This is a genomic window from Enterococcus silesiacus (genome assembly GCF_001886225.1).
GTDB classification, from domain to species: domain Bacteria; phylum Bacillota; class Bacilli; order Lactobacillales; family Enterococcaceae; genus Enterococcus_L; species Enterococcus_L silesiacus.
In genome coordinates this window covers 24485-48671 of record NZ_JXLC01000019.1, presented here as the reverse complement: position 1 = coordinate 48671, position 24187 = coordinate 24485, and the positions used below count along the sequence as shown (strand labels likewise).

Genomic DNA, 24187 nt, shown 5'->3' with positions numbered 1-24187 from the left:
TAGACAAAAGCTAAGTCTGTAGTGAAAATCAACAGTGATTTTCGCTACAGACTTTTGCTATTGTTTAAATATTTTATTCAATACAATTTATCCTGGTGTTTGTTCCACAGACCAAGTTAACGTTGTTACATAAGAGCCAGCTGTTGGAATTTTAGTATTAGCATCGATCCCCAATGAAATATTTTTTTCTTGATAGACTTCCTCTCCCGGAATATATCCTCCAGGATACGGATTATTTCTATAACCATCTTCATCCGTTTCAGGAACTTGGAACGGTGAGAGCCAATGTTCACCAATTGCTGCCTCACCTCGATAATCAGCAATCAAAGCGGAACTGTCTTTCTCTAAAGTAACATATTCAGCCAGCCAATATTTATCAGCCTCACCAGTATTTTTAGAGCGTTTTTCCCCTTTAAAATCTAAACTATCATGGAATTTCCCCATGTATAAATCAGCACCTGTCATTTCTTTGCCAGATTTTTCATGAGTAAATCCACTGCGTTTTAATGTAACTTTAAAATCAGGAGCACTCGTCTTATTATTCGTTACTGTCATCATAACATCTTTCCAAGGATACCAAGGTTCTGGCGGAACTACTGGGATTTCTCCGCTATAAGGATTTACCGTTGGTATAACCGTTTCTTGATCTGATCTACTAATACTTTCCTTATCGACTATTGGATAGATATAGTGCGTCTTCTTGTCTCCATATTTAATATCTTGAAAGGATAGTTTTATATTTTTTGCATTGACGGTGATAGTACCATCAACTACCTTTGTCGTGACATCTTGACTGGCTACCAGGTCTTCTGCCGACCCTATCATGGGACACAGAATTACACTTGCACAAAATGAAGCCGTTACCAACTGTTTTATCAACTTTTTTTTTCTCATTTTCTTCTCCTTTTTCAATTTACTATAATACATAATAATCATACCAAAATAAAGTTAAAATGTGAATGTTTTTTTACATCAAAAACGATATATATCTTGAATTAAGATATAAAAAATAAAATTTTAAAATATAACACATTTAATTATATGTTTTTTTATTCCATCTCCAATAAATGATTTATGAATTAATTACTGTTTTCTTAACCAAAACAGCCATCAGAATCATCTACATAAAAAACGATCCAAAAGATCCCAACAAGATATAGAGTTGCTCACAAAGTTTCGGTCTCGTGGTTCGGGCTAAAGATTGAATAGATTGACTATCATTTTAAATTTGTCCTTATTTGTTTATTTGCTTAAAGCACTAAGAATGGGGACTAAAAAACAGATATACTGGCCTATTGTGCTTCATTCCCCTACTCAAACACAACTTCATCGTGTTATCGAAATTCCTTGTGTAGTTTTCTCGGGTATTAAACATATTTTTTTGATTGATAAGTTTACCGGAATTTTCTTGTTTATTTTCTGGTTTCTGCTAACTTTCGATACGTTCTTTTTTTGAGCTTTCTTATTATCCGACTTATGGCATCTCTGATCATATAAAGTTCTTCTTCCTCCTTGATAATATTAGGAGCTATATTTTCCCACTGGACTTTATACAATCGACTATCAGCTCGTTTTCATCTTTTTAGAGACTCTTCCCTTTTAAGTTTATCCAGCTATGTCGTTTTATTGAATAAAGTCCTAAACTCAACGATGACTTGTTCTTTTTAATGCCTATTCTACTCTACTGTCCACTTATTTATTAATATAGTGAATTATTATTTCTATTTAAACAACAATTAAATAAAAATAGTATACTTGTTTCTGGTTAAAAGAAAAATTATAACAAATAAATATTTTTTATATTGATATTATTTTTATAATATACTATACTTTCTCTAGCTACTGTTTTATAAACACTAGACTGAAGATTCAAAAAGGAAAGGAATTACTTATTTTGAAAAATTTAAAATTAGGTTTACTTGGTATTTTTTTATTGGGAGCATCTATTGTTAGTTTTGCTCCTGAAACACACGCTTTAGAAATCGAAAGCAGAACAATCATCGGTTCTGATGATCGTCTTCAAATTACAGATGGCAAACTTGCCCCTTATCAAAGTACTACATTTATCGCAGCTGACGGAGCTTGGGGGTCAGGAACAGTCATTGGGAAGAATACTATATTGACTGCAGCCCATGTTGTTAGCAACGTTCGTAATGATCTGAATAAAGACAGTGTCTTTGTTGCTCCTGGTAGAACTGGTGCCGTTTTGCCTTACGGTAAATTTAAAATTAAAGAGGTTTTCATTCCTCAAAACTATCTTGATACGAAAAGTCCTGATAGTGACATCGCAGTTATCACGATTGAACCCGCTAATGGAAAAAGCATAGGCGATGTTGTTGCACCAATGCCTTTTGTTTTAACAGATACAGTTGGAACAGGTACTGCTGTTACTACTTCTGGTTACCCTAGTGATAAAGAGTGGGCAACGTTATGGGAAGCTTTTGGACAAGTCGTTGGAGAAACAAAAACAAGAATTAATTTTGATATGGATGTAATGGGTGGACAATCTGGTTCTCCAATTTACAATGATCAACAACAAGTTATTGGTGTAGTTGCTTATGCTTCCACTTATTATAATTACGGTACGAAACTGAATGCAGAATATTTTGATTTTGTCTCTGAACACTTAGATACACCTATCGAAGCTCAGGACATTCAAGTTGAAAAAGAAAAAGTAACGTTAAACATTGGCGAAACTACAGACTTTAAAGCTACTGTTTTACCAGTAAATGCAACAAACAAAAAATTACATTGGGATAGCGTTGCCGATCTAATTGCTACTGTCGATGAAAACGGAAAAATTACTGGGACAGGCTCTGGTGTAACCATTATTGATGTCACAACTGATGATGGAAAAATCACTAAATATATTGAAGTTACGGTAACAAATGAAGTAATCCCTAAAGATATCGTAGTTGAAAAAAGCAAAGTAGAATTGAATGTAGGAGACTCTATGAATCTTAAAGCGTCTGTTCTACCTGAAAATACAACAAATAAACAATTACGCTGGGGCACAATCGATGAAGGGATCGCCACAGTTGATGCCAACGGACGGATCACAGGAGAAAACCCTGGTTCTACAAGAATTGATGTTGTAACAGCTGATGGGAAAATCAAAAAATATATCGATGTTATTGTAAAAGAAGTTGCGCCTAAAGAAATCGTGGTTGAAAAAGAAAATGTAGAAGTTGCCTTAGGAAAATCAATAACACTTAAAGCATCTGTTCTACCTGAAAATACAACAGATAAAGAATTATTCTGGGACTCCAACGATGAAACTATTGCCACTGTTGATGATAATGGTAAAATCACAGGAATAAAGGCCGGCACAACTGAAATTTCAATAATGTCAGTAACCAATTTCGGTGAAATCGAGAAAGTTATTACTGTTACAGTAACAGACGGCTTACAACCGATCAAATTGACACTTCCCGCTAAACAAGGTCAATATTTCTCTCAATTAACTTTAAAAAATACATTTGAATCGAAATCCGGCGATGCTGTAAATGCACACGCTGTTGTCTACATGCCTAGAGCTAACTCATCATATGATTTAAAAATTGGTGAAATGGACGTGGCTAACGGAAATGCTGTCTATAACCTACAACCATTAAGATTAGATAACCCATTGTACCAATATTCATATACAGTTAATATAGAGAGAAAAATAAAGAATAGCTCTCTTGTTATCATGTATGTAGATAAGAAAAATCCTGAAATGGTCATAGGCTATTTCTTAGTTAGCAAAAGTACTCAATTTTAAAATATATAACATGAAATAAGCAAAAAAGGGGCCCTTTTTATAGAGTGGATTTTCCACTCTATTTTTTGTGTAGTGATTTATATTACTTTTCTTAACTCATTTGAGCTTTTTGAGCTAAATTTTTCTTTAGCACCAAGATAATGATGATAAGCTTAATAAAGAGACTATTTTCAAGAGATTTTAAGTAACACAATATTGTACTCACTTTTGCATAGCCTAACGTTGACTTTTATCTTCAAATAACGTACAATCTATACTCGAATCAACTAATTAAATAGTACCTCAAATTGAGGTAGAGGTTGCGATTTTTATTAAGCTTGTGGAGTGCGAGGACACATTGAAGCAAGTCTAGGAAAAATCGCCGAAATGTATAACAGCCTCCCTGTTATATGTTGGGACGTAAGCGAACAACTTACGGACTGTCTTAGTAGTGATGCTAAGTTGCGCTATGTTTTTGTTGAGAGTACCTGACGATAGTAGGCAACCATGCATTTTTGTATGGTTGTTTTTTGTATGAAAAGCGGAACAAGTCGTTTAGCTCTTGAGCAAATTAGGAAACTTACTCAAAGATGCTCTTTATCTGCGAAGTCAGTTTCTCTATTTGCCGAAAGAGCTGACTTGTGCAGCTGGATCTACGAAAAGTGGAACGGACTCGTTTTGCTCTGACAGAAAAATAGGGAATATTGATTGTGATGCTATTTGTCACCAGCAATATTCATCTTTTTTCCGAAGAGCTAGTTCGTGCAGCTGGATCTATGAAAAGTGGAACGAACTCGTTTTGCTCTGACAGAAAATTAGACAAGTAAATCAACAGAAATTATTCCAATTACATTAAAAAGAAAGGAAGAAAGAAATGAACAAAAAATCATTTTCATTAGGATTACTATTTGCAATCATTTTAAGTGTGTTCTGTGCACCGGTATTTAGTCAAGCAGAAACAAACGGAGAATTCCGTGTCGGAATGGAGGCTGGTTATGCACCATTTAACTGGTCTCAAAAAACAGACGCACATGGTGCCGTACCGATACAAGGAAATTCTTCTTATGCAGGAGGATACGATGTCCAAATCGCTAAAAAAATCGCGGATGGTTTGGATAAAAAACTAGTGATTGTTCAAACAAAATGGGATGGTTTAGCTCCTGCTCTGCAATCTGGCAAAATTGATGCAATCATTGCTGGAATGAGCCCCACTGCAGAACGCCGCAAAGAAATTGATTTTACTGATCCTTACTACGAATCACAATTAGTGGTCGTCGTTCAGAAAAAAGGCAAGTTTGCAGATGCAAAGAACTTGAACGATTTATCCGGTGCCAAAATCACGGCACAACTAAATACATTCCATTATAGTGTGATCGATCAAATTCCTGGTGTGAATAAACAACAAGCGATGGATAATTTCTCTGCTATGAGAACTGCTTTAGCCTCTGGCATGATCGATGGCTATGTTAGCGAACGACCTGAAGGTGTGACTGCTACAAGCGTCAATAAGGATTTAGAAATGCTGGAATTTGCTAAAGAGAATAGCTTCCAAACAAATGCCGAAGATGTTCAAATCGCAGTTGGTATGCGGAAAGCTGATCCAGCCATCGCCAAAGTCAACCAGCTTTTATCTGGTATTTCTTCAGAAGAACGTACCAAAATAATGGATCAAGCAGTCAAAGATCAACCAGCTGCTGAAACAAGTGATAGTGAAAAATCAGGGGTTTTAGCTGATTTTAAAAACATCTGGGATCAATACGGCGGTATGTTCTTACGTGGTGCAGGTTTAACCTTATTTATCGCGTTGATTGGGACATTTGTCGGAACAGCTTTAGGTTTATTGATTGGAGTCGTTCGTACGATTCCAGAATCTGAAAATAAAATGAAACGTTTCTTCCAAAAATTAGGCAACGCCTTGCTTTCAATTTATATTGAAGTCTTTCGTGGCACACCTATGATGGTACAAGCCATGGTCATCTTCTATGGTTTAGCCTTAGCTTTTGGGATTTCTCTAGATCGAACGGTTGCAGCATTGTTTATTGTTTCTATTAATACAGGTGCTTATATGTCTGAAATCGTCCGCGGCGGAATCTTTGCTGTTGATCCAGGTCAATTTGAAGCAGCACAAGCAATCGGAATGACTCATGGACAAACGATGCGTAAAGTTATAGTGCCTCAAGTATTACGCAATATTTTACCAGCAACTGGTAATGAATTTGTTATCAATATTAAAGATACAGCTGTTTTGAGTGTTATCGGTGTGGCTGACCTATTCTTCCAAGGAAATTCTGCATCTGGCGCGAACTTTCAATTCTTCCAAACATTTACGATCGTTGGGATCATGTATTTGATCATGACATATGCAATCACACGTATCTTACGTGTCGTTGAGAAAAAAATGGATGGACCTTCTGCTTATGTAAAATTAGAAGAAACAGAAAATATAAAAGAAAGCTAGTTAGCTGTGCAAATAAATCCTGCTCCACAGATTTGTTTAACTTTTAACTATAGGAGGAAATAGTGATGAATACAATTATTGACGTCGAGCACTTAAGAAAAAGTTTCGGTGAAAATGAAGTTTTAAAAGATATCAATGTGACGGTAACTAAAGGCGAAGTTGTAACCATCATCGGTTCTTCTGGTTCTGGTAAATCTACTCTTTTACGTTGCATCAATTTATTAGAAAAACCAACTGGCGGTAAAATTATCTACAATGGTGAAAATGTCTTAGAACGTGGTTATAATTTACCAAAATATCGTACACATTTAGGGATGGTTTTCCAATCGTTTAACTTATTCAATAATATGAATGTTTTAGAAAATTGTACCTCTGGACAGCTAACTGTTTTAAAGCGTGGCAAAGAGGAAGCTCGAAAAATCGCTTTAGAAAATCTGAAGAAAGTTGGTATGGAACGTTTTATCGACGCAAAACCCTCACAGCTTTCTGGTGGACAAAAACAACGTGTAGCCATTGCTCGTGCGTTATCTATGAATCCTGATGTGATGTTATTTGATGAACCAACTTCAGCTCTTGATCCTGAAATGGTCGGTGAAGTATTAAAAACAATGAAGGATTTAGCTCATACAGGGTTAACGATGATCATTGTGACCCATGAAATGGAATTTGCAAAAGAAGTGTCCGATCGTGTGATCTTTATGGACAAAGGTGTGATTGCAGAAGAAGGCACTTCAGAAGATATTTTTGTTCATCCAAAAGAAGAGCGGACCAAAGAATTTTTACATCGGATTTTATCTCAAAACTAAAATTTTCTAACGTAAACATCCATCAGACTTTAGCACGAATAGCTAATTCTGATGGATGTTTTTTGTGATAGCAAGCAAGTATAACTTACGTTATATTTCTCTATAGGAGATGATAAAAATGAAAACTAGAAAAAAATTGTTGCTATTGCTCACTTCACTTTGTTTGGCTTATTCATTTGCACCAAATGTGGTTCAGGCTGAGGAGTCAATAAGTGAACAACAAACCAAATCGAGTATGCTCTCTGTTCAATTTTTAGGCACTAATGATTTTCACGGTGCACTTTCAGAAGCTGCTTCACTATCTAGCAACTTAGCACAGGAAAAAAATAACTTTATCAACCAATTCCCCGAAGGCTTATCCATGAGAGTTCAAGCAGGCGATATGGTTGGCAGCAGTCCAGTGAATTCCAGTTTGCTTCAAGATGAACCTACAATCAAGGTAATGAATAAAATGAACTTTGATTTTGGAACACTGGGCAATCACGAATTCGATGAAGGACTAGAAGAATTTAATAGAATTCTCACAGGTACAGCTCCTAAAAAAGGGCAATTTAATTTAGAAACAGAAAACTATCCTCGAGAAGCTAGTTCCCAGCAAATACTGATTGCTAATGTCTTGAAAAAAATGACCAGACGATTCCATATAATTGGAAGCCGTATGCTGTAAAAGAAGTGACTGCGAATCAGAAAAAAGTCCGGATTGGTCTGATTGGAATCGTCACTAAAAATATCCCTAGTTTGGTTTCAAAAAAGTATCATGAAGAATACTCTTTTTTAGATGAAGCAGAAACGATTGCTAAATACAGCAAAGAACTACAAAGCCAAGGTGTCCATACAATTGTCGTGATCGCTCATACTGGCAATGGTGAAGCGATTCTCAATAAACTAAACAGCATTGCTCCAGACCATAGTATCGATCTCTATATTGATGGACATAGTCATAAAGAAGTCAATACCACTATAGGCAAAACAAGAATCGTTCAAAGTTTAGCTAATGGACGAGCTTTCAGCAACGTTACTGGGACTATCACACCTGAAACAAATGATTTTATAGCAACACCTACCGCAAAAATCGTTCCTGTAAACAAAACACTTACTAAAGATCAAGCAGTGGAAAGTATTGTTGCTGATGCAGATCAGCGCGTTTCTGGTCTAGCAAAACAAACAATCAGCCACGCTCTTTCAACTGATACTATTACTAAAAAAGAAAACCTATTTAAAGAATCGCCGTTAGGTAATTTAGTTGCCGATGCTCAACTATTTATTGCAAACCAAGAAGGATTTTCAGTCGATGCAGCTTTAGTAAATAGCGGCAGTTTAAGAAGTGATTTACTGGTTAATCCTGACCGCTCCATCACCTATGGCAATGCTATTCGTGTACAGCCTTTTAATAATCCTTTATACGTTGTACAACTTTTAGGAGAGCAGCTTTTAACTGTTTTGAATAAGCAATATCAAAATAACCAAAAATATACTCTTCAAAATGCTGGAATCTCTTATTCCTATACAGATTCCGCAAATAGCACTCAGCCATTCAAACTTATAGACATAACCAAAAAAGATCAGTCGTCCATTCCACCAAATCAAACTGTGAATGTCGTCGTAAATGAATATATTTATACACATGACGTTTTTAACCCTATTTTCGCTCAAGGACAGTTACTAGGTATTTTAAAAGCTACAGATACCGAAGCGTTCATTGCTTACTTGACTACACAAAAAGAGCAGCAAAGGCCACTTGATGCAAAAATCGATAATAGAAAAAACTATATTCCTTTTAGTGGGTTAACAGCAAATACAACTGTTTTGGATAAAGATCAAACACAAACTACCTATATTGCTACAACAGAGCTGAAAGAAAAAAAATTCCCAGTTGACTCCATTTATTATCAGGTCTGGAGTACCAAAAACGGAACAGATGATTTAAAAACCTATACAGCAACTGCTCTTGACAATTACCGATTCTCCGCTACAATTCCAATTGCCAATCATAAGACTGCTGGTGATTATGTTGTAGAAACGTATGCAATGGTGAATGGTGAACATAAAAAAATCGCTGATAATACCTTCAGGGTCGGTCAAGCCAAAATGTCTAGACAAATATCGAATGTTAATGTCCTTTCGGGAACATTTGATATTGTGTTAAACGTTCCGCATCCAAAAAGCGTTGATAAACTCAATATAAGTGTCTATCCTGAAAAAAATCCAACTATGAAAAAAACTATGTTGCCAAGCAACAATTGAATAACCCAACGGTTTATAAATTATCTGTTTCAATCAAAGACTATCAAAAGATTCGAAGTGCTTATAAAGTAGATGCTTCCCTTACCTATCTTAGTGGTTTAACTACTTCATTGGCTCTTACTAGCCAAAGTTTAGTCATTAACCCTGCCATGATAGTAGGATATGCTCAATCTACTGCTGCAATCAGCAAAGCTTCTAACACTAATAAGGAATCTGCATTAGGCAACTTAATTTCTGATGCTCAGCTAGCTGTTGCCAAGCAACAAACCCTACCTGTGGATTTTGCTTTTACAAATGACGGTGGCATTCAAGCAAACTTAATCATTTCTGCTGATAAATCGATTCATTATAGTGATGCTCAAAAAGTGCAGCCGCACAATAATGAATTAAAGATCGTCTCATTAACAGGTAAACAAATTGAAGAAGTATTAAATATACAATATCAAAATAATCAAAAATATGTGTTGCAACTAGCTGGCCTGACTTATCAATACAAAAAACAGCCTACTAACAAAGTACAACCGTACAAAGTTACATCTATGAAGCAAAATACTGGTCAACCTGTAGATCCAAAAAAACTCTATAATGTCGTAATCAACAATCATCTTTACACGAGCACGGCTTTTCCACAATTCAAAAAGGGCAAGTTATTAAAAACCTTCCCCTTAACTGATACCGAGACCTTGATTTCTTATCTATATGGCTTAAAAGAACAAAAACAATCGATCAATCCAAAAATAGAAAATAGAAAGGTCTATCTCAAATAATGTATTTACCGTTAGTGATTATACTCCCGTATTTTTGGTGGATCATAATTATTGATAAATGAGCTAATAGCTTCTAACGAGTCAGAGAAAAAAATTTTTTCTCTGTCTTTTTTTGTTAAAAAGCCTTCTAAAACCATTTTATCAAAGAATTCTGCCAACAGATCATAATACCCATCAACATTAAAAAAGACGCATGGATTTTGATGTTCCCCCACTCGTCCCCAAGAAACAACTTCTGATATCTCTTCTAAAGTTCCAGGTCCACCAGGTAAGGCTAAATAACAATCGGCTAAATCGATCATCTTTCGTTTGCGTTCATGCATGTCGCTCACAATATGCATTTCAGTGATTGCTTGATGGGCCAGTTCTCTTTCCATTAGAAAAGTTGGCATAACACCGATCGCTTTACCACCATTTTCAATAAGAGTATCTGCCAAGATGCCCATTAAACCGACATTGCCTCCGCCATAAACAAGGTCATATTGATTGTTGCTCATCCATTGTCCTAATTCTTTTGTTTGCTCCTGATAAATTGCCTTATTACCCACACTAGCACCACAATAAACAGCCATTTTTTTCATAGAATTCCCACCTAATCTACCTAATTTACGCTTCTTCATTTTGTGATTGATATGAAATATCATTAAACGATTTGATTGTATAAACTTTTTTATTCTGGTCTTTCTCCAAAATTGAGATACTAGTGTTCGCCAGTGGTCCGCCTTCACGCCATTTTGATTTTTCTTTTCCTACCAAGGCGTTGATCAGAGTAATCAGCAACACTCCGTGAGCTACGATCAACACTTTTCCATCTGGATAGGCTTCACTAAGATTTTCGATTGTTTCAATCGAACGTGCAACTAAAGAATCGATTGTTTCACCACCAAAATCTGTCGGATCATATAAATCTGGTCGATTACGTAAGTAGTCAGTTTGTTTATCTGTATGATCAATTTCGGCGCCTTCACGTTTACCGAATTTGATTTCTCTTAATGAGTCATGATATTGCACAGTCAACCCATCTAAAAAATTATTTTCTTTAAGAAGATAATTTGCTGTATCCATCGCACGCTTTTGAGTACTAACAGAAACTGCATCAAACCGTATATCAGAAAGATAACGCCCCGCTTGAATTGCTTGTTCAATTCCTACAGGTAACAACGGAGAATCAATCTCTCCTCCCTGAAATCGCAAGCTCAGGTTCAATTCAGTCTTTCCATGTCTAACAAAATAAAATGTGGTCATTTGCTCATCCCCTCCATTTTTTGAAATGTTCCTTCACTTGATTATGATACTACAAATAAGAAATCTTTGCTTTGAAAAAATGATTGTCGTTTTAAGATTTAGAAGGTTAAATGGGCTCCTTTTTCCTGATCGATATGCTACCATAGTAAAATAGACTGGAGGGATCGATATGGAACTTCAACATTATCAATTATGGATTAGTGATTTTTACAAAAAAAGAGGATGGTATGCGCTCAATTCATTTGCTCGTGTCGGCTTTTTAGCTGAAGAAACGGGCGAAGTTGCCCGTGCCGTTCGTGCCTTAGAAATTGGTCGTGATCGGCCGGATGAAGACGAAAAAGCGCCGGAAATCTTAATTCAAGACCTGACCGAAGAACTTGGTGACGTTTTAGATAACATTTTTATTTTAGCAGATAAATATGACATTCGTTTTGAAGATATTTTAACTTCTCACAAACAAAAACTTGAAGAACGTTTTAGCGAACGCAATACTGAGAAAGAGGAAGCATAATGGACAAAGAAATAGTAATTAGACCTCTTGAAGAAAAGGATTTTCCAGCCTTGCTTGAAATTGAAAATAGTATTTGGACAAACGAAAATTCTCCTGTTCTTCATTATTACCACTCGGTTGATGAGTATAAAGAAAGAGTTGACGGGCGAAATATTTTTGTTGCAGTGGTTGATGCTAGTGTGCTAGGGTTTATCGATATTCATCATCCCACGCCACTTCGTTCCCACACAAAGCAATGGATGTTCAGCATTGGTGTTCATCCGGCAAGTCAATCATTAGGTATTGGACACCAGTTATTAGCTTACGTAAAAAAGACAGCTAGTAAAAAAGGAATTCACAAGATTTCATTACGGGTACTAGGTTCTAATACCAAAGCAATCCAATTTTATCGCAAGAACGGCTTTATTCAAGAAGCACTGTTTAAGGATGAATTTTTTATCAACGGAATGTTCTGCGATGACTATCAGTTTGCCTACTTTACCAGTTAATCTCAGCAAGTTTTAATATTTTCTGAAAACATCAAGTTCTTTCTGAAAAATCACTTGATGTAGCTTTCTTATTCTGTTACTTTAATTAAAGATAACGTTAAGGAGTGTGGAAGTGTGACAAAAAAATTATCATGGCGTGATTACCTTTATGTAGGGTCCATGCTATTTGGTTTATTTTTCGGAGCTGGAAATCTGATTTTTCCTGTTCATATGGGACAAGAAGCTGGTGCAAGTATCTTTTTAGCAAATCTCGGCTTTTTGATTACAGGGATTGGCTTGCCATTTTTAGGCGTAATTGCCATCGGCATTTCCAAAAGTAATGGTGTTTTCGATTTAGCAACTCGTGTTAATCGGCGTTATGCCGTTGCTTTTACGGTGTTGTTATATCTGACGATTGGACCTTTTTTTGCATTACCACGTTTGGCAACGACATCGTTTGAAATTGGTTTAGCCCCTTTTATTTCAAGTGATCAACACAAAATAATTTTAGCAATCTTTTCGGCTCTATTCTTTTTGATTGCCTGGGCCTTTTCACGTAAACCTACTAAGTTATTAGGTTATGTAGGCAAATTTTTAAATCCATTATTTCTATTTTTGTTGGCAATTTTGATTTTATTTGCATTTATTAATCCACTAGGTTCGGTCTCGTCCGCTACTGTTGGAAATGCTTATGCAGAAAATCCTTTTTTCAAAGGCTTTACTGAAGGTTATAATACATTAGATGCGCTGGCCTCTTTAGCATTTGGGATCATCATTGTCTCAACGATTCGTGGTATGGGTGTAGAAAAACCAAATGATATTGCAAAAGATACGATAAAATCTGGTGCAATCAGTATTATCTTGATGGGTATCATTTATACGCTATTATCTTATATGGGTACGATGAGCTTAGGAAAATTTTCTCTTAGTGAAAACGGCGGGATTGCTTTAGCTCAGATTGCTAACCATTATTTGGGTAATCTAGGTAGTATTTTACTTGCGTTTATTGTTATTCTAGCGTGTTTGAAAACAGCAATTGGATTAATCACAGCGTGTTCTGAAACATTCAGTGAACTATTCCCAAAAGGGTCCTATGCCTTTTACATTGCAGTAGCGAGTATTTTACCTTGCTTATTTGCAAATGTTGGTTTAACAAATATCATTCAATTTTCAGTTCCTGTTTTGATGTTTCTGTATCCTTTAGCAATGACGTTGATGATTTTAGTGATTATCAGTCCTTTATTCCATCATCGAAAAGAAGTCTATCGCATGACTACGTATGTAACGTTGTTTGCCGCACTACTTGATGCGTTGAACAGTGCTCCGGAATTTGTTAGAAATCAAACAGCTGTTACAGTAATTTTAGATAGTGCAGAAAAATACCTCCCGCTATTTACCATAGGAATGGGTTGGGTAATACCGGCGGCCATCGGATTCATAATTGGCTTGATCTGGACTCCCTTCAAAAAAGAGCCACTATAATTAGCATGCTGCTAACACTAACGTCAAATAGCAGTAGTTATTGTAGTAATATACTGTATCGCTGATGTAACTAAACATACTATTTATCTAAATTTCAGGTGAGCAGGGTCTAACTCATAGAGTTATGTCCCGCTCATTTTTTTCTATATACATATAAAACTCCTAAACAATTATTTATCTAATTGGCTATTTTTCTGTTCAATAAGAGAATTAATGTTCATACCACTATTGTCGTTTGTTCAACTCATCCTTAAATAGCAACTTTTTGTTAAAAAAGCATAACTAAATATCTTGCCCTTATCGTCTTAGCTGACAAGCACCTATAAAGTACAGTAGAATAGGACTTAAGGAAGTGATTAGCATGTTATACGAGAAATTGATGATGGATTCTGGAATGCTAACGAAGTTTATGCTTTTCAAACGAATCACAAAAATAAATCAATCAGATGTATCAATTACGCAATTATCTGATGAATTATCTTTGAACTACCAACAAACATCAATTATAGTAACGGAAATCAACAATGATTTAACAAAAATAATCTCGACGCATCCATCGATTTTACATAGAGCTGGCAAAGTCGACAGTACAAAACTCCTTGTAACCATTGACGAGTATCGCTATTTCTTATTAAAAAAATCTGTTCCATTTCAATATATTCTCTATTTTTTAAATCATGATTCTCCTAACATAGAAGACTTTTGCCAACGGTACTACGTTAGCCGCTCAACGGTTTCTAGAAAGATGTTGCCTATAAAAAAGCACGTAAAACAATTTAATTTACGTTTTACATACACAGAAGCTAACTTGATTGGCGATGAACGTTCAGTACGAGTTGCTCTTTTTGATGCCCTTTGGTTGGGAACAAGAGGAACGATCTGGCCTTTTAAGAGTGTTGCGCTTGAGGATGCACAAAAACTTGCTGGTGCTTTTTCTGAATACTTTCCTTTGTCTAGAACTTATTTAGGTGCCAAAGAACTAACTTACTTTGCTGCAATTTTTCTTTGTCGTACACGAAAAAAGATGTTTGTCTCTTATGACACACGCTATGATTTTTTGATGAAGGATAATCCTTATTATGACTTCGAGCGTTTAAACAACGAGTTAGGTCCTGTACACTCATTAGATCCTGAACAAAGTAAAGGTGAAAGTAGCTTTATTTTTTTCTTGGCTCATTATGCACCTTTTTATACAATAGATGATGATCCATCATTGTTCCAAACCCTGCATGATTTTTCAGTCCGACCTAATCCGGTTTATGAATTGGTTCAAGAATTCTTGACCTACGCAAAAGCAAATATATTCAAAAAAGAACCTGAGATCCTGGATAAACCAATCATTATTGGCAATCTTATCAATATCATGTTCACCTTTTATGTGCTGGGAAAACCTTTTCCAAATTTACAGATTCTAGTTGAAACACCTCATCAAAAAAGAAAAGCCGACCAGTTTCTCGAGTTGAAACTGTATCAATTTTTTGATGAAAAAGCCCAGGAAAAAGAATATAAATTTATTTATACGATCAAAAAACCTTTGGTCCATTCAGTTAAAAGCATTCTACTTCCTTCTTATGATAAACCAAAACACTCCGAACATTTAAAAGTTGGTGTTGCCTTTGAACATAATTTCACTTTAGTTCGAATGATCTATCAGTTTCTAAATGACTTAGGTTTTGTTGACTCTTCTCCTTACCAAGAAGAACTTAATGACAGCTACGATTTAGTAATCAGCTCGTCCTTACTTCCTAGAAAAAAATATCCAGAACTTCCTTTGTATTTCTGGGATCTGTCTTATGGTAATAAAGATTTAACTGATTTGTATAAAACACTGCAACAACTATTTGAAAAGAAAAATATTATCCAAGATTAGCTGGGGTCAGTTACTACACGAGTTCGGAATAACTATTTTGGCTCATTTGTTTATCTCTTACTACTAATATACGCAAAAAAGTTCTCAGCTTATTAAAACTGAGAACTTTTTTTGCGTGAATCATTCATATTTCACTTCAACTAAATATAATCCTTCTGGATGTGCTGTAGGTCCAGCTAAATTGCGGTCTTTTGCGGCAATGATTTGAGGGATCGTTGTTTCATCCATCCGGCCATTCCCCATTTTAAGTAAGGTGCCCACTAAAATTCGAATCATCTTATATAAAAAACCATCTCCGCGAAAAGTAAAGATCAGTTCATCCCCAGCTTCATTGACCGCTAAACTTGCTTCATGAATTGTCCGTACCTTATCTTCGATCTCAGTCCCAGAGGCACAAAATGAAGTAAAATCATGCGTACCCAATAGGTCAGCTAATGCACGCTGAATTTTGTCTGTATCAACCGGATAAGGAAAATAGCTAGCATAGAATCGTTTAAACGGACTTCTTGGTTTCCCGATATCTACATGAAATTGATACGTCTTTTCTACAACTTGATACCTTGCATGAAAATCCTCTGGTACAATCTCTACACTTTTTACTGCAATATCTTCTGGTGTTTGCGTATCTAGAGCGTAGCGCATTCTTTCCAACTCTCTTGTTTGAGTGTAGTCAAAATGGATAACTTGCCCTGATGCATGGACACCAGCATCTGTCCGGCCAGACCCAAAAATCGTGATCGTCTTGCCATTATTCATTTTTTTCAATGTTTTTTCAATTTCTTCTTGAACCGTACGTCCATTCGGCTGAGCTTGAAATCCATTAAATTTTGTTCCATCGTACGCAATTATTGCTTTATAGCGCGGCATTTCTTTTCCACCTTTACTTCTAACTTCTCACCCAAACTAAAACGACAGTTAAAACGACAAATGCTAACATTACTGTCGTGTCCTTCAAATGCCAATGTAACACTCGATATTTCGTGCGGCCATCGCCGCCTTGATAACCACGGGCTTCCATAGCAGTTGCTAAATCTTCTGCACGATTAAAACTACTAACAAACAGTGGGATCAATAATGGGACCACTGCTTTCATTTTCTGAATCAAATTGCCTTCACCAAAATCGACACCGCGCGCACGTTGCGCATTCATAATTTTTTCTGTCTCATCCATCAATGTTGGGACAAAGCGCAATGCGATCGACAACATCAATGAAACTTCATGAACAGGAAAACGAACAACTCTTAAAGGGCGCATTAAGTATTCGATTGCGTCAGATAAATCAAGCGGTGGGGTCGTCAAAGTCAATAACGTAGACATGAAAATAATCAATACAAAACGGCAAAAAATCAGCAGCCCGTTGACCACACCAAATTCAGTAACCGAAAATATCCCCCATTTGAAATAAATTGCTCCACCTTGAGTAAATAGCATTTGTAAAATAACGGTAAATGAAATCAGCCAAATCAATGGTTTGATTCCTCGAATAAAAAAACGAATGTTGATTTTTGAAAGAAAAATAGCAAATAGTGTGAAAATCCCTAGGATAGCATAACTTTGCCAATTATTTGCTAAAAATATGATCCCAATAAAATAAAAACTAGCTATCAATTTTGCTCTAGGATCCATCGTATGGATAAAAGAGTCCCCTGGTATATAACGGCCAAAAATCAATTTGTTCATCATTGGTCTTCACCCGCCTTTTTTGAGCCCTTTAACAGATCATTAGCTAGTGCTTCAGCAGTCAATGGTAATTGCTCAAACGCAACTCCTTTGGCCATTAGCTTTTCTGCAAAGGAAGCAGCTGTTGGTACACCTAATTGCTTTGCTTTCAACCAATCAATCTCTTGAAAGACTTCTTGCGGTGAGCCAGCTTTAACGATTCTCCCTTGTTCCAATACAATCACATGATCTGCATAATTTGCCACGTCATCCATTAAATGCGTAACTAAGATGATTGTCATACCGCGTTCTTCATGGAGGTGCTGAAACATTTCCATCATCTCTTTGCGCCCTTGCGGATCTAATCCTGCTGTTGGCTCATCCAAAACTAGTACTTCCGGTTCCATTGCCAAAACACCAGCAATCGCTACACGACGCATTTGTCCACCTGACAACTCAAATGGAGAGCGTTCTAAGTAACTAGCATCTAGGCCAACTAAATCTAGCATTTCAGCGGCTAGTTTCGCCCCTTCTGCTCCAGTTGCACCAAAATTTTTAGGGCCAAAAGCAATGTCTCTAGCCACTGTCTCTTCAAATAGCTGTGCTTCCGGAAATTGAAAGACGATCCCAACTTTTTTACGAATCGGTTTTAAATTTTTATTATTTGTTTCTGGAACGATCTTTCGATCTCCAATCGTTACTGAGCCTTTTGTCGGCTTTACTAAAGCATTCAGATGTTGTAGCAAAGTAGATTTCCCACTACCAGTGTGCCCTACGATCGCCGTATACGAACCATCAGTTATGGTTAAATTCAAATCGAATAATGCCCGCTGTTCAAATGGTGTATTAGGCTGGTACGTAAAATCTACTTGTTCAAAACGGATGTCCATAACCAATCCACCATCCTTTCTTCGGTCATATATTCATTGGGTACTTCAATACCATGCTCCTTCAAAGCAATTTTCAGTTTTTCCGGAAAAGGAAGATCCAGCCCCATTTGAATCAATTCAGTCCCTGCTGAGAATATCTTCTCCGGTGTCCCTTCACTAACTAATTCGCCTTGTTTCATTACTAAGATTCGGTTAGCATTAGCAGCTTCATCAATATCATGTGTAATTGAAATGACCGTTAAATTGCTTTCTTCTTTGATTTTCTTGATCGTTGCAATGACTTCTTCTCGTCCTTCTGGATCTAGCATACTAGTAGCTTCATCTAAAATGATAATATCTGGGCGTAAAGCCACTACACCAGCAATCGCTACTCGTTGCTTTTGACCACCGGATAAACGAGCGGGTTCACGAGTGGAAAAAGAATCCATGCGTACTTTTTCTAGCGCATCTTTAACTCTAACAAGCATTTCATCCCGAGGAATACCTTGATTCTCTAAGCCAAAGGCAACGTCATCCTCTACTGTTGATCCTACAAATTGGTTATCAGGATTTTGAAATACCATCCCAACCATTTTTCGAATATCCCAAACGTTGGTTTCATTCAATTGTTTACCACCGACTGTAATACTACCTGAAGCAGGTAACAATAGGCCATTGATCGTTTTTGCCAACGTTGATTTTCCTGACCCATTGTGTCCAATAATAGCGACCCACTCACCTTGTTGGATGGAAAAAGATACATCTTTCAAAGCGGGAGAAGCATCTTCTGGTTGATAGTTAAAGTCGATATTTTTTAATTCAATTATCGGTTGCATCGCGTACTCCCTCAATTATTTAGTCTTACTAACACTAACAAAAAATCAGTGTTTTTTCAATCATCTATTCTTTTCTTTGCATTATTCTCTATTATAACAAAATAAGTACCCATATGTGAATTCTTATCTGTCTTGACAGAAAGTTTTTTTGCTGTTTAAAAGCCAAATTTCTGACTCATCAAATAAGAGCCGTGGACAAAACTAACAATCAGCTTTGTCCACGACTCTAAATTTGAATAATTAACTCAATATTTTACTACGCTTAAATCACCTATTACTGATTTAAGTATTCAAACGCATATTGTGCATATAATTCTGCACCAACTTCCATTGCATCCTCATCTACATTAAAGCGCCCATGATGGTGAGCCCATTGTGTATCTTTGTCTGGATTACCACAGCCAACCAAAGCAAAACAACCAGGTGTATTTTCAGTAAAATAACTAAAGTCTTCCCCACCAGTAGTTGGTGGTTCCTGAATAAGGGCTGAAGCACCAAAATTTTGCTCAATGATTGCTTGTGCAAATAACGCATCTACTTCGTCATTGATCACAGGGAGAGTTCCATAATTATATTCCACACTAGCAGTACCGCCATATATCGCCGCAGTTTGCTCAGCATAACGTTTTAGGGCTTTCTCTACACGATTACGTGTCTCTAAGCTAAAACATCGTACAGTACCTTCTAATCTAGCATTTTCAGCAATGACATTAAAACGTGTGCCTACATCCATCTTACCTATCGTTACTACAACAGGATCTAACGGATTAGTCTCTCTTGAAACAACGGTTTGGACATTCATTACAAATGATGATGCTATCACTGCGGCATCAATACAAGCATCCGGCATAGCACCATGCCCACCTTGGCCTTTAAAATCAATCGAAAAAATATCTGCTGAAGCAAATGATGATCCGACCACACAAGAAGCAGAACCTGATGGCATTTGTGACCAGATATGGATGCCAAAAACATCATCTACGCCTTCGACCGCTCCTTGAGCAACCATTGCTTTAGCGCCTTGAGCATTTTCTTCTGATGGCTGAAAAATAAATCGCACAGTTCCTTTGATTTGTCCTTGAATTTCTTTCAGAGCTTTAGCCGCTGTCAACAGCATTGCTGTATGTGCATCGTGCCCACAAGCATGCATTTTTCCATCTTCTAGTGACTTATAAGAAATGCCTTCAGTCAATTCTTGAACAGGTAGTGCATCCATATCAGCCCGCAAAGCTACTGTTTTCCCAGGAAGGGCGCCCACAAGTTCTGCAATGATTCCTGTTGGTTCTGTTTTGCGATAAGCAATCCCAATTTCGTCTAAAGCTTCTGCAACCTTTGTTGTTGTCCTAAACTCTTCAAATTGTAATTCTGGATGCTGATGCAAATCCCTTCTAAAATCGATCATTTCTTCTTTATGCTTTTGAATCAACTCTTTTAATTCTTTCATCTTACTTCCCCATTTCTACAAACTTAATAAAATACTTGAAAAAATTCCCGCTAGTACGACTGATACGATCGTGACTGTTATAAAACCTGCAACTAACATCGGCGGCATCATATGACTTGTCAGAGCTTCTTTTTCCTTTTCATCATCAGTTAGTGACTGAATGACTTCATTAGTGATGATATAATCCGCTGGAAAGCCATATAATGCTGTTAAAGAGACTGCAAATGCCATTTCTTTACTGACACCTAGTAGTCTTCCTACAACAGCTGAGAAGACATACATTCCAATCACACCAATTACAATAATACCAACCATCGGCAAAAGTAATTCTTCCAGCATCTCCGGCGTTGCTTTTTTCAAGCCATCAAAAATAAATAGCATCAACCCTAAAATTGCAAAACCAAAGCTGTTCGCCTTTTTTAGTGGCTGTTTCTCTAGAAATCCTAATGAAGAGGCCACAACCCCAAAGAATAGACAAAGGACAAATGGGCTAATTACTACAAACGGCGCACACCAAACGGAAACATAATAGGCCACTAAAGCAACAATTGCTAAACGGAAAATTCTTGAAAAATCAGTATGATATTTCTTAGGAACAGCCTTAAACAACTTTGGTATATCTTCATCACTTGCATCTGTCTGGCTATTTTCTTGTTCATGAATAGGTGTCCATTCACCACTACGGTACTTTGCTAGCATTCGTTTCCCTTCTTTTTTCAACATGATCGAAGTCAATGGGTATCCAGCAAATCCCTGCATTACATAGATCAAAATAGCTAAGACTGACAATGAAGTCAGACCCGCTGTTTGAGCCGCATCCGACATGATCAATGAAGATACAACCCCGCCAACTAATGGTGGGACAGCCACTAGAACTGTCTTGAGATCGAAAATCAATGATCCTACAGTCAACAATAAGACAACAATTCCTAGAATTCCTGAAAGTGTGATCACAATTGTTTTCCATTGATTCGCTAATTCTTTGATCGACAACAAGGTACCCATATTCGTGATCAATAAATACATCAATAATGTTGCAACTACTGGTGGAATCCCCGCAATCTCAACAATATTTTCTGGAAAAAATGTCCAATAACCAATAATAAATAATACCGCACAGACAAATACAGAGGATATCCAGGCCTTTGTTTTGCTTGATACAACATCTCCTATATACAAAATAGCCATCAATAACGTGAAAGCGGTCATTTGTGCCATGTTACTCCCCCTTTAAACTCCTTTTTGTTTTATCAGAAAATTCCGACTAATAAAAGTATACTAAAAATGACACCTAGATGCAATAACATAACACAAATTGTCAGTCAGCGTTGCAGAAAAGTAAAAAAGTCCTGAGAGTATCTCTCAGGACAAAAAAATACACCTTATAATATGATGAGTGCTCCCCTGCCAAACCAAGTTTGACAGGGAAAGCGTTGAGCTAGACTAGGAGTCGCCTCCAACATCATAACACTCTAAAAGAATCATCTATAAAGTGACGGTATAGTTTGATTATTTAACAAATTCGATAATTACCATTGGTGCTGCATCTCCGCGTCTTGGTTCTGTCTTCAAGATACGAGTGTAACCACCTTGGCGTTCTGCGTAACGAGGTGCAAGATCATTGAATAACTTTTGTAAAGCTGATTCAACAACGATTGCTTCGTTTTCTTCACGTACGCTAGCAACTTCATTACGAACATAAGTAGCTGCTTGACGACGGGCATGAAGATCTCCACGTTTGCCTAAAGTAATCATTTTTTCTGTAGTCGAACGGATTTCTTTCGCACGAGCTTCAGTCGTAACGATACGTTCATTGATAATTAAATCAGTAGTTAAGTCACGCAACATTGCCTTACGTTGGCTTGATGTGCGTCCTAATTTACGATAACCCACGTTGGTTTTCCTCCTTCACTAAGTTTCGTATACAAGTTCGACTAAAAAACTAAATAATAAGTCGAGCTAGCATCCTTCGTAAAGAGTATTAATCGTCTTTACGTAAGCCTAAACCTAAATCATGTAGTTTTAGTTTAACCTCTTCAAGAGATTTACGACCTAAATTACGTACTTTGATCATTTCTGGTTCAGATTTATTTGTAAGTTCTTGTACAGTGTTAATACCTGCACGTTTTAAACAGTTATATGAACGAACAGACAAGTCTAATTCTTCGATGGTCATTTCTAACATTTTTTCTTTTTGTGTTTCTTCTTTTTCAACCATGATTTCAGCATTTTTCGCTTCATCAGTAAGGTTAACAAAGATGTCTAAATGTTCCGTCATAATCTTAGCAGCTAAGCTAAGGGCTTCTTGAGGAATGATTGAACCATCAGTCCATATTTCCATTGTTAATTTGTCGAAATCATCACGACGACCAACACGAGTGTTTTCTACTTGGTAGTTCACACGACGAACTGGCGTATAGATGGAATCAACAGGTAGAACACCAATCGGCATATCTTCCTTTTTGTTTTCGTCTGCTTGAACATAGCCACGACCAGGTTTCACTGTTAAGCGAGCATGGAAAGTAGCTCCTTCAGAGACACTACAGATAATTAAATCTTTATTCAAGATCTCAACATCGCTGTCGACGATAATATCGCCAGCAGTTACTGTAGCAGGTCCTGTAATATCGATCTCAAGGGTTTTTTCTTCTTCTGCATAAAGCTTTAATGCTAAGCCTTTGATATTCAAAATAATTTGAGTTACGTCTTCTCTTACACCTTTAATGGTAGAGAATTCATGCAACACACCATCGATTTGAATATTGGTAATAGCAGCTCCTGGTAGAGAAGATAATAAAATACGACGTAGAGAATTGCCTAAAGTAGTCCCGTAACCTCTTTCCAGTGGTTCAACGACGAACTTGCCATAATCTCTATTCTCATCAATTTTTTCGATTCTTGGTTTTTCAAATTCAATCATTCTTATCTATACCCCTTTCAAAACGAAAAGTGTCTTGTTCAATGACGTTCTTAATTCAAACTCAGAATGAGTGGCACTCATTAAACACGACGGCGTTTTGGAGGGCGGCATCCATTATGAGGAACTGGAGTCACGTCACGAATTGCAGTCACTTCTAAACCTGTTGCTTGCAATGAACGAATCGCTGCTTCACGTCCAGAACCAGGTCCTTTAACTGTTACATCAACAGTTTTAAGTCCGTGTTCTTGTGCTGCTTTAGTTGCAGCTTCTGCGGCCATTTGAGCTGCAAACGGTGTTGATTTTTTGCTTCCTTTAAAACCTAATGAACCTGCAGATGACCATGCTAATGCATTACCATGACTGTCAGTGATCATTACAATTGTATTGTTGAATGTAGAATGGATATGTGCAATCCCAGTTTCTATATTCTTTTTCACACGGCGTTTACGACTAACTTTTTTTGCTGCCATGAAGATCTAACCTCCTTCACTTAGGAATTATTTTTTCTTGCCTGCTACAGTACGAGCTGGGCCTTTACGAGTACGTGCATTGTTTTTCGTGTTTTGTCCACGAGTTGGTAATCCACGACGGTGACGGATACCACGGTATGAACCGATTTCCATCAAGCGTTTGATGTTCAAGTTCACTTCACGACGAAGATCACCTTCAATTTTTAACTTATCAATTTCCGCACGGATAGCATCTGTTTGTTCGTTTGTTAAGTCACGAACGCGAATATCTTCAGATACGCCAACGTTTGCTAAAACTTTTTTAGCAGTAGTGTTACCAATACCAAAAATGTAAGTAAGGGAAATCACTACACGTTTATCACGAGGGATGTCTACTCCTGCAATACGAGCCATTCT

Annotated in this window: 23 protein-coding genes and 1 riboswitch; of the genes, 10 read left to right on the top strand and 13 right to left on the bottom strand. The window is 36.9% G+C overall.

The genetic code is table 11. The features are described from left to right. Positions 1-87 precede the first annotated feature (87 nt). Positions 88-894: a WxL domain-containing protein gene (locus tag RV15_RS12810; RefSeq protein WP_071878422.1), complete on the bottom strand. Its 807-nt coding sequence runs from the start codon at positions 892-894 to the stop codon at positions 88-90. Between the two features lie 1000 nt (positions 895-1894). Here RV15_RS12810 and RV15_RS12805 point away from each other — a divergent pair. From RV15_RS12805 to RV15_RS12780, 6 genes are all read left to right on the top strand, one after another. Further along, complete coding sequence (locus tag RV15_RS12805; protein WP_071878421.1) at positions 1895-3763, top strand: Ig-like domain-containing protein; 1869 nt, start codon at positions 1895-1897, stop codon at positions 3761-3763. Between the two features lie 285 nt (positions 3764-4048). Continuing rightward, positions 4049-4220, top strand: a riboswitch (Lysine riboswitch). Between the two features lie 396 nt (positions 4221-4616). Continuing rightward, on the top strand, positions 4617-6200 hold the full coding sequence (locus tag RV15_RS12800; protein ID WP_071878420.1) for an ABC transporter permease subunit: 1584 nt from the start codon (positions 4617-4619) through the stop codon (positions 6198-6200). 65 nt (positions 6201-6265) lie between these two features. Further along, a complete protein-coding gene (locus tag RV15_RS12795) occupies positions 6266-7006 on the top strand; it encodes an amino acid ABC transporter ATP-binding protein (protein ID WP_071878419.1) in 741 nt (246 codons plus the stop codon). A 118-nt stretch (positions 7007-7124) separates the two neighbouring features. Beyond that, positions 7125-7673 carry a metallophosphoesterase family protein gene (locus RV15_RS12790; protein WP_071878418.1) on the top strand — a complete coding sequence of 183 codons (549 nt, stop codon included), beginning with the start codon at positions 7125-7127 and terminating at the stop codon, positions 7671-7673. Positions 7674-7678: 5 nt separating this feature from the next. Continuing rightward, entirely contained in the window at positions 7679-9250 is a 1572-nt protein-coding gene (locus tag RV15_RS12785; protein ID WP_071878417.1) for a 5'-nucleotidase C-terminal domain-containing protein, read from the top strand. Continuing rightward, positions 9247-10017 (top strand): 5'-nucleotidase C-terminal domain-containing protein, encoded by a 771-nt coding sequence (locus RV15_RS12780; protein WP_071878416.1) that lies wholly within the window; start codon positions 9247-9249, stop codon positions 10015-10017. The genes RV15_RS12785 and RV15_RS12780 overlap by 4 nt, the downstream gene beginning before the upstream one ends. A gap of 11 nt (positions 10018-10028) precedes the next feature. Here RV15_RS12780 and RV15_RS12775 read toward each other — a convergent pair whose 3' ends face one another. Both RV15_RS12775 and RV15_RS12770 read right to left on the bottom strand, forming a co-directional pair. Beyond that, positions 10029-10598 (bottom strand): LOG family protein, encoded by a 570-nt coding sequence (locus RV15_RS12775; protein ID WP_071878415.1) that lies wholly within the window; start codon positions 10596-10598, stop codon positions 10029-10031. Positions 10599-10623: 25 nt separating this feature from the next. Continuing rightward, entirely contained in the window at positions 10624-11262 is a 639-nt protein-coding gene (locus tag RV15_RS12770; RefSeq protein WP_071878414.1) for a histidine phosphatase family protein, read from the bottom strand. Positions 11263-11431: 169 nt separating this feature from the next. Between RV15_RS12770 and RV15_RS12765 the strand changes: the two genes are divergently transcribed. The 4 genes from RV15_RS12765 to RV15_RS12750 all read left to right on the top strand — a co-directional run bounded on the left by RV15_RS12765 (position 11432) and on the right by RV15_RS12750 (position 15592). After that, on the top strand, positions 11432-11773 hold the full coding sequence (locus RV15_RS12765; protein WP_071878413.1) for a MazG nucleotide pyrophosphohydrolase domain-containing protein: 342 nt from the start codon (positions 11432-11434) through the stop codon (positions 11771-11773). Further along, the gene (locus tag RV15_RS12760; protein WP_071878412.1) at positions 11773-12261 is read left to right on the top strand and encodes a GNAT family N-acetyltransferase; all 489 of its coding nucleotides are present in this window, start codon (positions 11773-11775) and stop codon (positions 12259-12261) included. The genes RV15_RS12765 and RV15_RS12760 overlap by 1 nt, the downstream gene beginning before the upstream one ends. Positions 12262-12375: 114 nt before the next feature. Continuing rightward, positions 12376-13722 (top strand): branched-chain amino acid transport system II carrier protein, encoded by a 1347-nt coding sequence (brnQ, locus tag RV15_RS12755; protein ID WP_071878411.1) that lies wholly within the window; start codon positions 12376-12378, stop codon positions 13720-13722. Positions 13723-14083: 361 nt separating this feature from the next. Continuing rightward, on the top strand, positions 14084-15592 hold the full coding sequence (locus RV15_RS12750) for a helix-turn-helix domain-containing protein (RefSeq protein WP_071878410.1): 1509 nt from the start codon (positions 14084-14086) through the stop codon (positions 15590-15592). Between the two features lie 120 nt (positions 15593-15712). Here RV15_RS12750 and truA read toward each other — a convergent pair whose 3' ends face one another. The 10 genes from truA to rpsM form a co-directional block, all read right to left on the bottom strand. Beyond that, the gene (truA, locus tag RV15_RS12745) at positions 15713-16459 is read right to left on the bottom strand and encodes a tRNA pseudouridine(38-40) synthase TruA (RefSeq protein ID WP_071878409.1); all 747 of its coding nucleotides are present in this window, start codon (positions 16457-16459) and stop codon (positions 15713-15715) included. Positions 16460-16478: 19 nt separating this feature from the next. Beyond that, positions 16479-17276 (bottom strand): energy-coupling factor transporter transmembrane component T family protein, encoded by a 798-nt coding sequence (locus RV15_RS12740; protein ID WP_071878408.1) that lies wholly within the window; start codon positions 17274-17276, stop codon positions 16479-16481. Beyond that, positions 17273-18142 carry an energy-coupling factor ABC transporter ATP-binding protein gene (locus RV15_RS12735; RefSeq protein WP_071878407.1) on the bottom strand — a complete coding sequence of 290 codons (870 nt, stop codon included), beginning with the start codon at positions 18140-18142 and terminating at the stop codon, positions 17273-17275. The genes RV15_RS12740 and RV15_RS12735 overlap by 4 nt, the downstream gene beginning before the upstream one ends. After that, the gene (locus RV15_RS12730; protein WP_071878406.1) at positions 18118-18957 is read right to left on the bottom strand and encodes an energy-coupling factor ABC transporter ATP-binding protein; all 840 of its coding nucleotides are present in this window, start codon (positions 18955-18957) and stop codon (positions 18118-18120) included. Before RV15_RS12730 ends, RV15_RS12735 begins: the two co-directional genes overlap by 25 nt. A 274-nt stretch (positions 18958-19231) precedes the next feature. Beyond that, on the bottom strand, positions 19232-20401 hold the full coding sequence (locus tag RV15_RS12725; RefSeq protein WP_071878405.1) for a M20 family metallopeptidase: 1170 nt from the start codon (positions 20399-20401) through the stop codon (positions 19232-19234). Between the two features lie 15 nt (positions 20402-20416). Continuing rightward, on the bottom strand, positions 20417-21619 hold the full coding sequence (locus tag RV15_RS12720; protein ID WP_071878404.1) for a hypothetical protein: 1203 nt from the start codon (positions 21617-21619) through the stop codon (positions 20417-20419). Positions 21620-21910: 291 nt separating this feature from the next. Next, positions 21911-22294, bottom strand: coding sequence for a 50S ribosomal protein L17 (gene rplQ / locus RV15_RS12715; RefSeq protein ID WP_025869346.1), 384 nt, complete (start codon positions 22292-22294; stop codon positions 21911-21913). Positions 22295-22382: 88 nt separating this feature from the next. Continuing rightward, complete coding sequence (locus RV15_RS12710; RefSeq protein ID WP_010761667.1) at positions 22383-23321, bottom strand: DNA-directed RNA polymerase subunit alpha; 939 nt, start codon at positions 23319-23321, stop codon at positions 22383-22385. Positions 23322-23401: 80 nt separating this feature from the next. After that, entirely contained in the window at positions 23402-23791 is a 390-nt protein-coding gene (gene rpsK / locus RV15_RS12705; RefSeq protein ID WP_010761668.1) for a 30S ribosomal protein S11, read from the bottom strand. 27 nt (positions 23792-23818) lie between these two features. Continuing rightward, positions 23819-24184: a 30S ribosomal protein S13 gene (gene rpsM / locus RV15_RS12700; RefSeq protein ID WP_010766211.1), complete on the bottom strand. Its 366-nt coding sequence runs from the start codon at positions 24182-24184 to the stop codon at positions 23819-23821. Positions 24185-24187 lie beyond the last annotated feature (3 nt).

Bases quoted from the DNA above. Each gene is read 5' to 3' on its own strand.
- RV15_RS12795 (WP_071878419.1), top strand. From the start codon at position 6,266: ATGAATACAATTATTGACGTCGAGCACTTAAGAAAAAGTTTCGGTGAA.
- RV15_RS12760 (WP_071878412.1), top strand. From the start codon at position 11,773: ATGGACAAAGAAATAGTAATTAGACCTCTTGAAGAAAAGGATTTTCCA.
- RV15_RS12730 (WP_071878406.1), bottom strand. From the start codon at position 18,957: ATGCAACCGATAATTGAATTAAAAAATATCGACTTTAACTATCAACCA.
- RV15_RS12770 (WP_071878414.1), bottom strand. From the start codon at position 11,262: ATGACCACATTTTATTTTGTTAGACATGGAAAGACTGAATTGAACCTG.
- RV15_RS12735 (WP_071878407.1), bottom strand. From the start codon at position 18,142: ATGGACATCCGTTTTGAACAAGTAGATTTTACGTACCAGCCTAATACA.
- RV15_RS12740 (WP_071878408.1), bottom strand. From the start codon at position 17,276: ATGATGAACAAATTGATTTTTGGCCGTTATATACCAGGGGACTCTTTT.
- rpsM (WP_010766211.1), bottom strand. From the start codon at position 24,184: ATGGCTCGTATTGCAGGAGTAGACATCCCTCGTGATAAACGTGTAGTG.
- RV15_RS12720 (WP_071878404.1), bottom strand. From the start codon at position 21,619: ATGGCACAAATGACCGCTTTCACGTTATTGATGGCTATTTTGTATATA.
- rpsK (WP_010761668.1), bottom strand. From the start codon at position 23,791: ATGGCAGCAAAAAAAGTTAGTCGTAAACGCCGTGTGAAAAAGAATATA.
- truA (WP_071878409.1), bottom strand. From the start codon at position 16,459: ATGCCGCGCTATAAAGCAATAATTGCGTACGATGGAACAAAATTTAAT.
- RV15_RS12775 (WP_071878415.1), bottom strand. From the start codon at position 10,598: ATGAAAAAAATGGCTGTTTATTGTGGTGCTAGTGTGGGTAATAAGGCA.
- RV15_RS12765 (WP_071878413.1), top strand. From the start codon at position 11,432: ATGGAACTTCAACATTATCAATTATGGATTAGTGATTTTTACAAAAAA.
- RV15_RS12810 (WP_071878422.1), bottom strand. From the start codon at position 894: ATGAGAAAAAAAAAGTTGATAAAACAGTTGGTAACGGCTTCATTTTGT.
- RV15_RS12725 (WP_071878405.1), bottom strand. From the start codon at position 20,401: ATGAAAGAATTAAAAGAGTTGATTCAAAAGCATAAAGAAGAAATGATC.
- RV15_RS12750 (WP_071878410.1), top strand. From the start codon at position 14,084: ATGTTATACGAGAAATTGATGATGGATTCTGGAATGCTAACGAAGTTT.
- RV15_RS12800 (WP_071878420.1), top strand. From the start codon at position 4,617: ATGAACAAAAAATCATTTTCATTAGGATTACTATTTGCAATCATTTTA.
- RV15_RS12790 (WP_071878418.1), top strand. From the start codon at position 7,125: ATGAAAACTAGAAAAAAATTGTTGCTATTGCTCACTTCACTTTGTTTG.
- RV15_RS12710 (WP_010761667.1), bottom strand. From the start codon at position 23,321: ATGATTGAATTTGAAAAACCAAGAATCGAAAAAATTGATGAGAATAGA.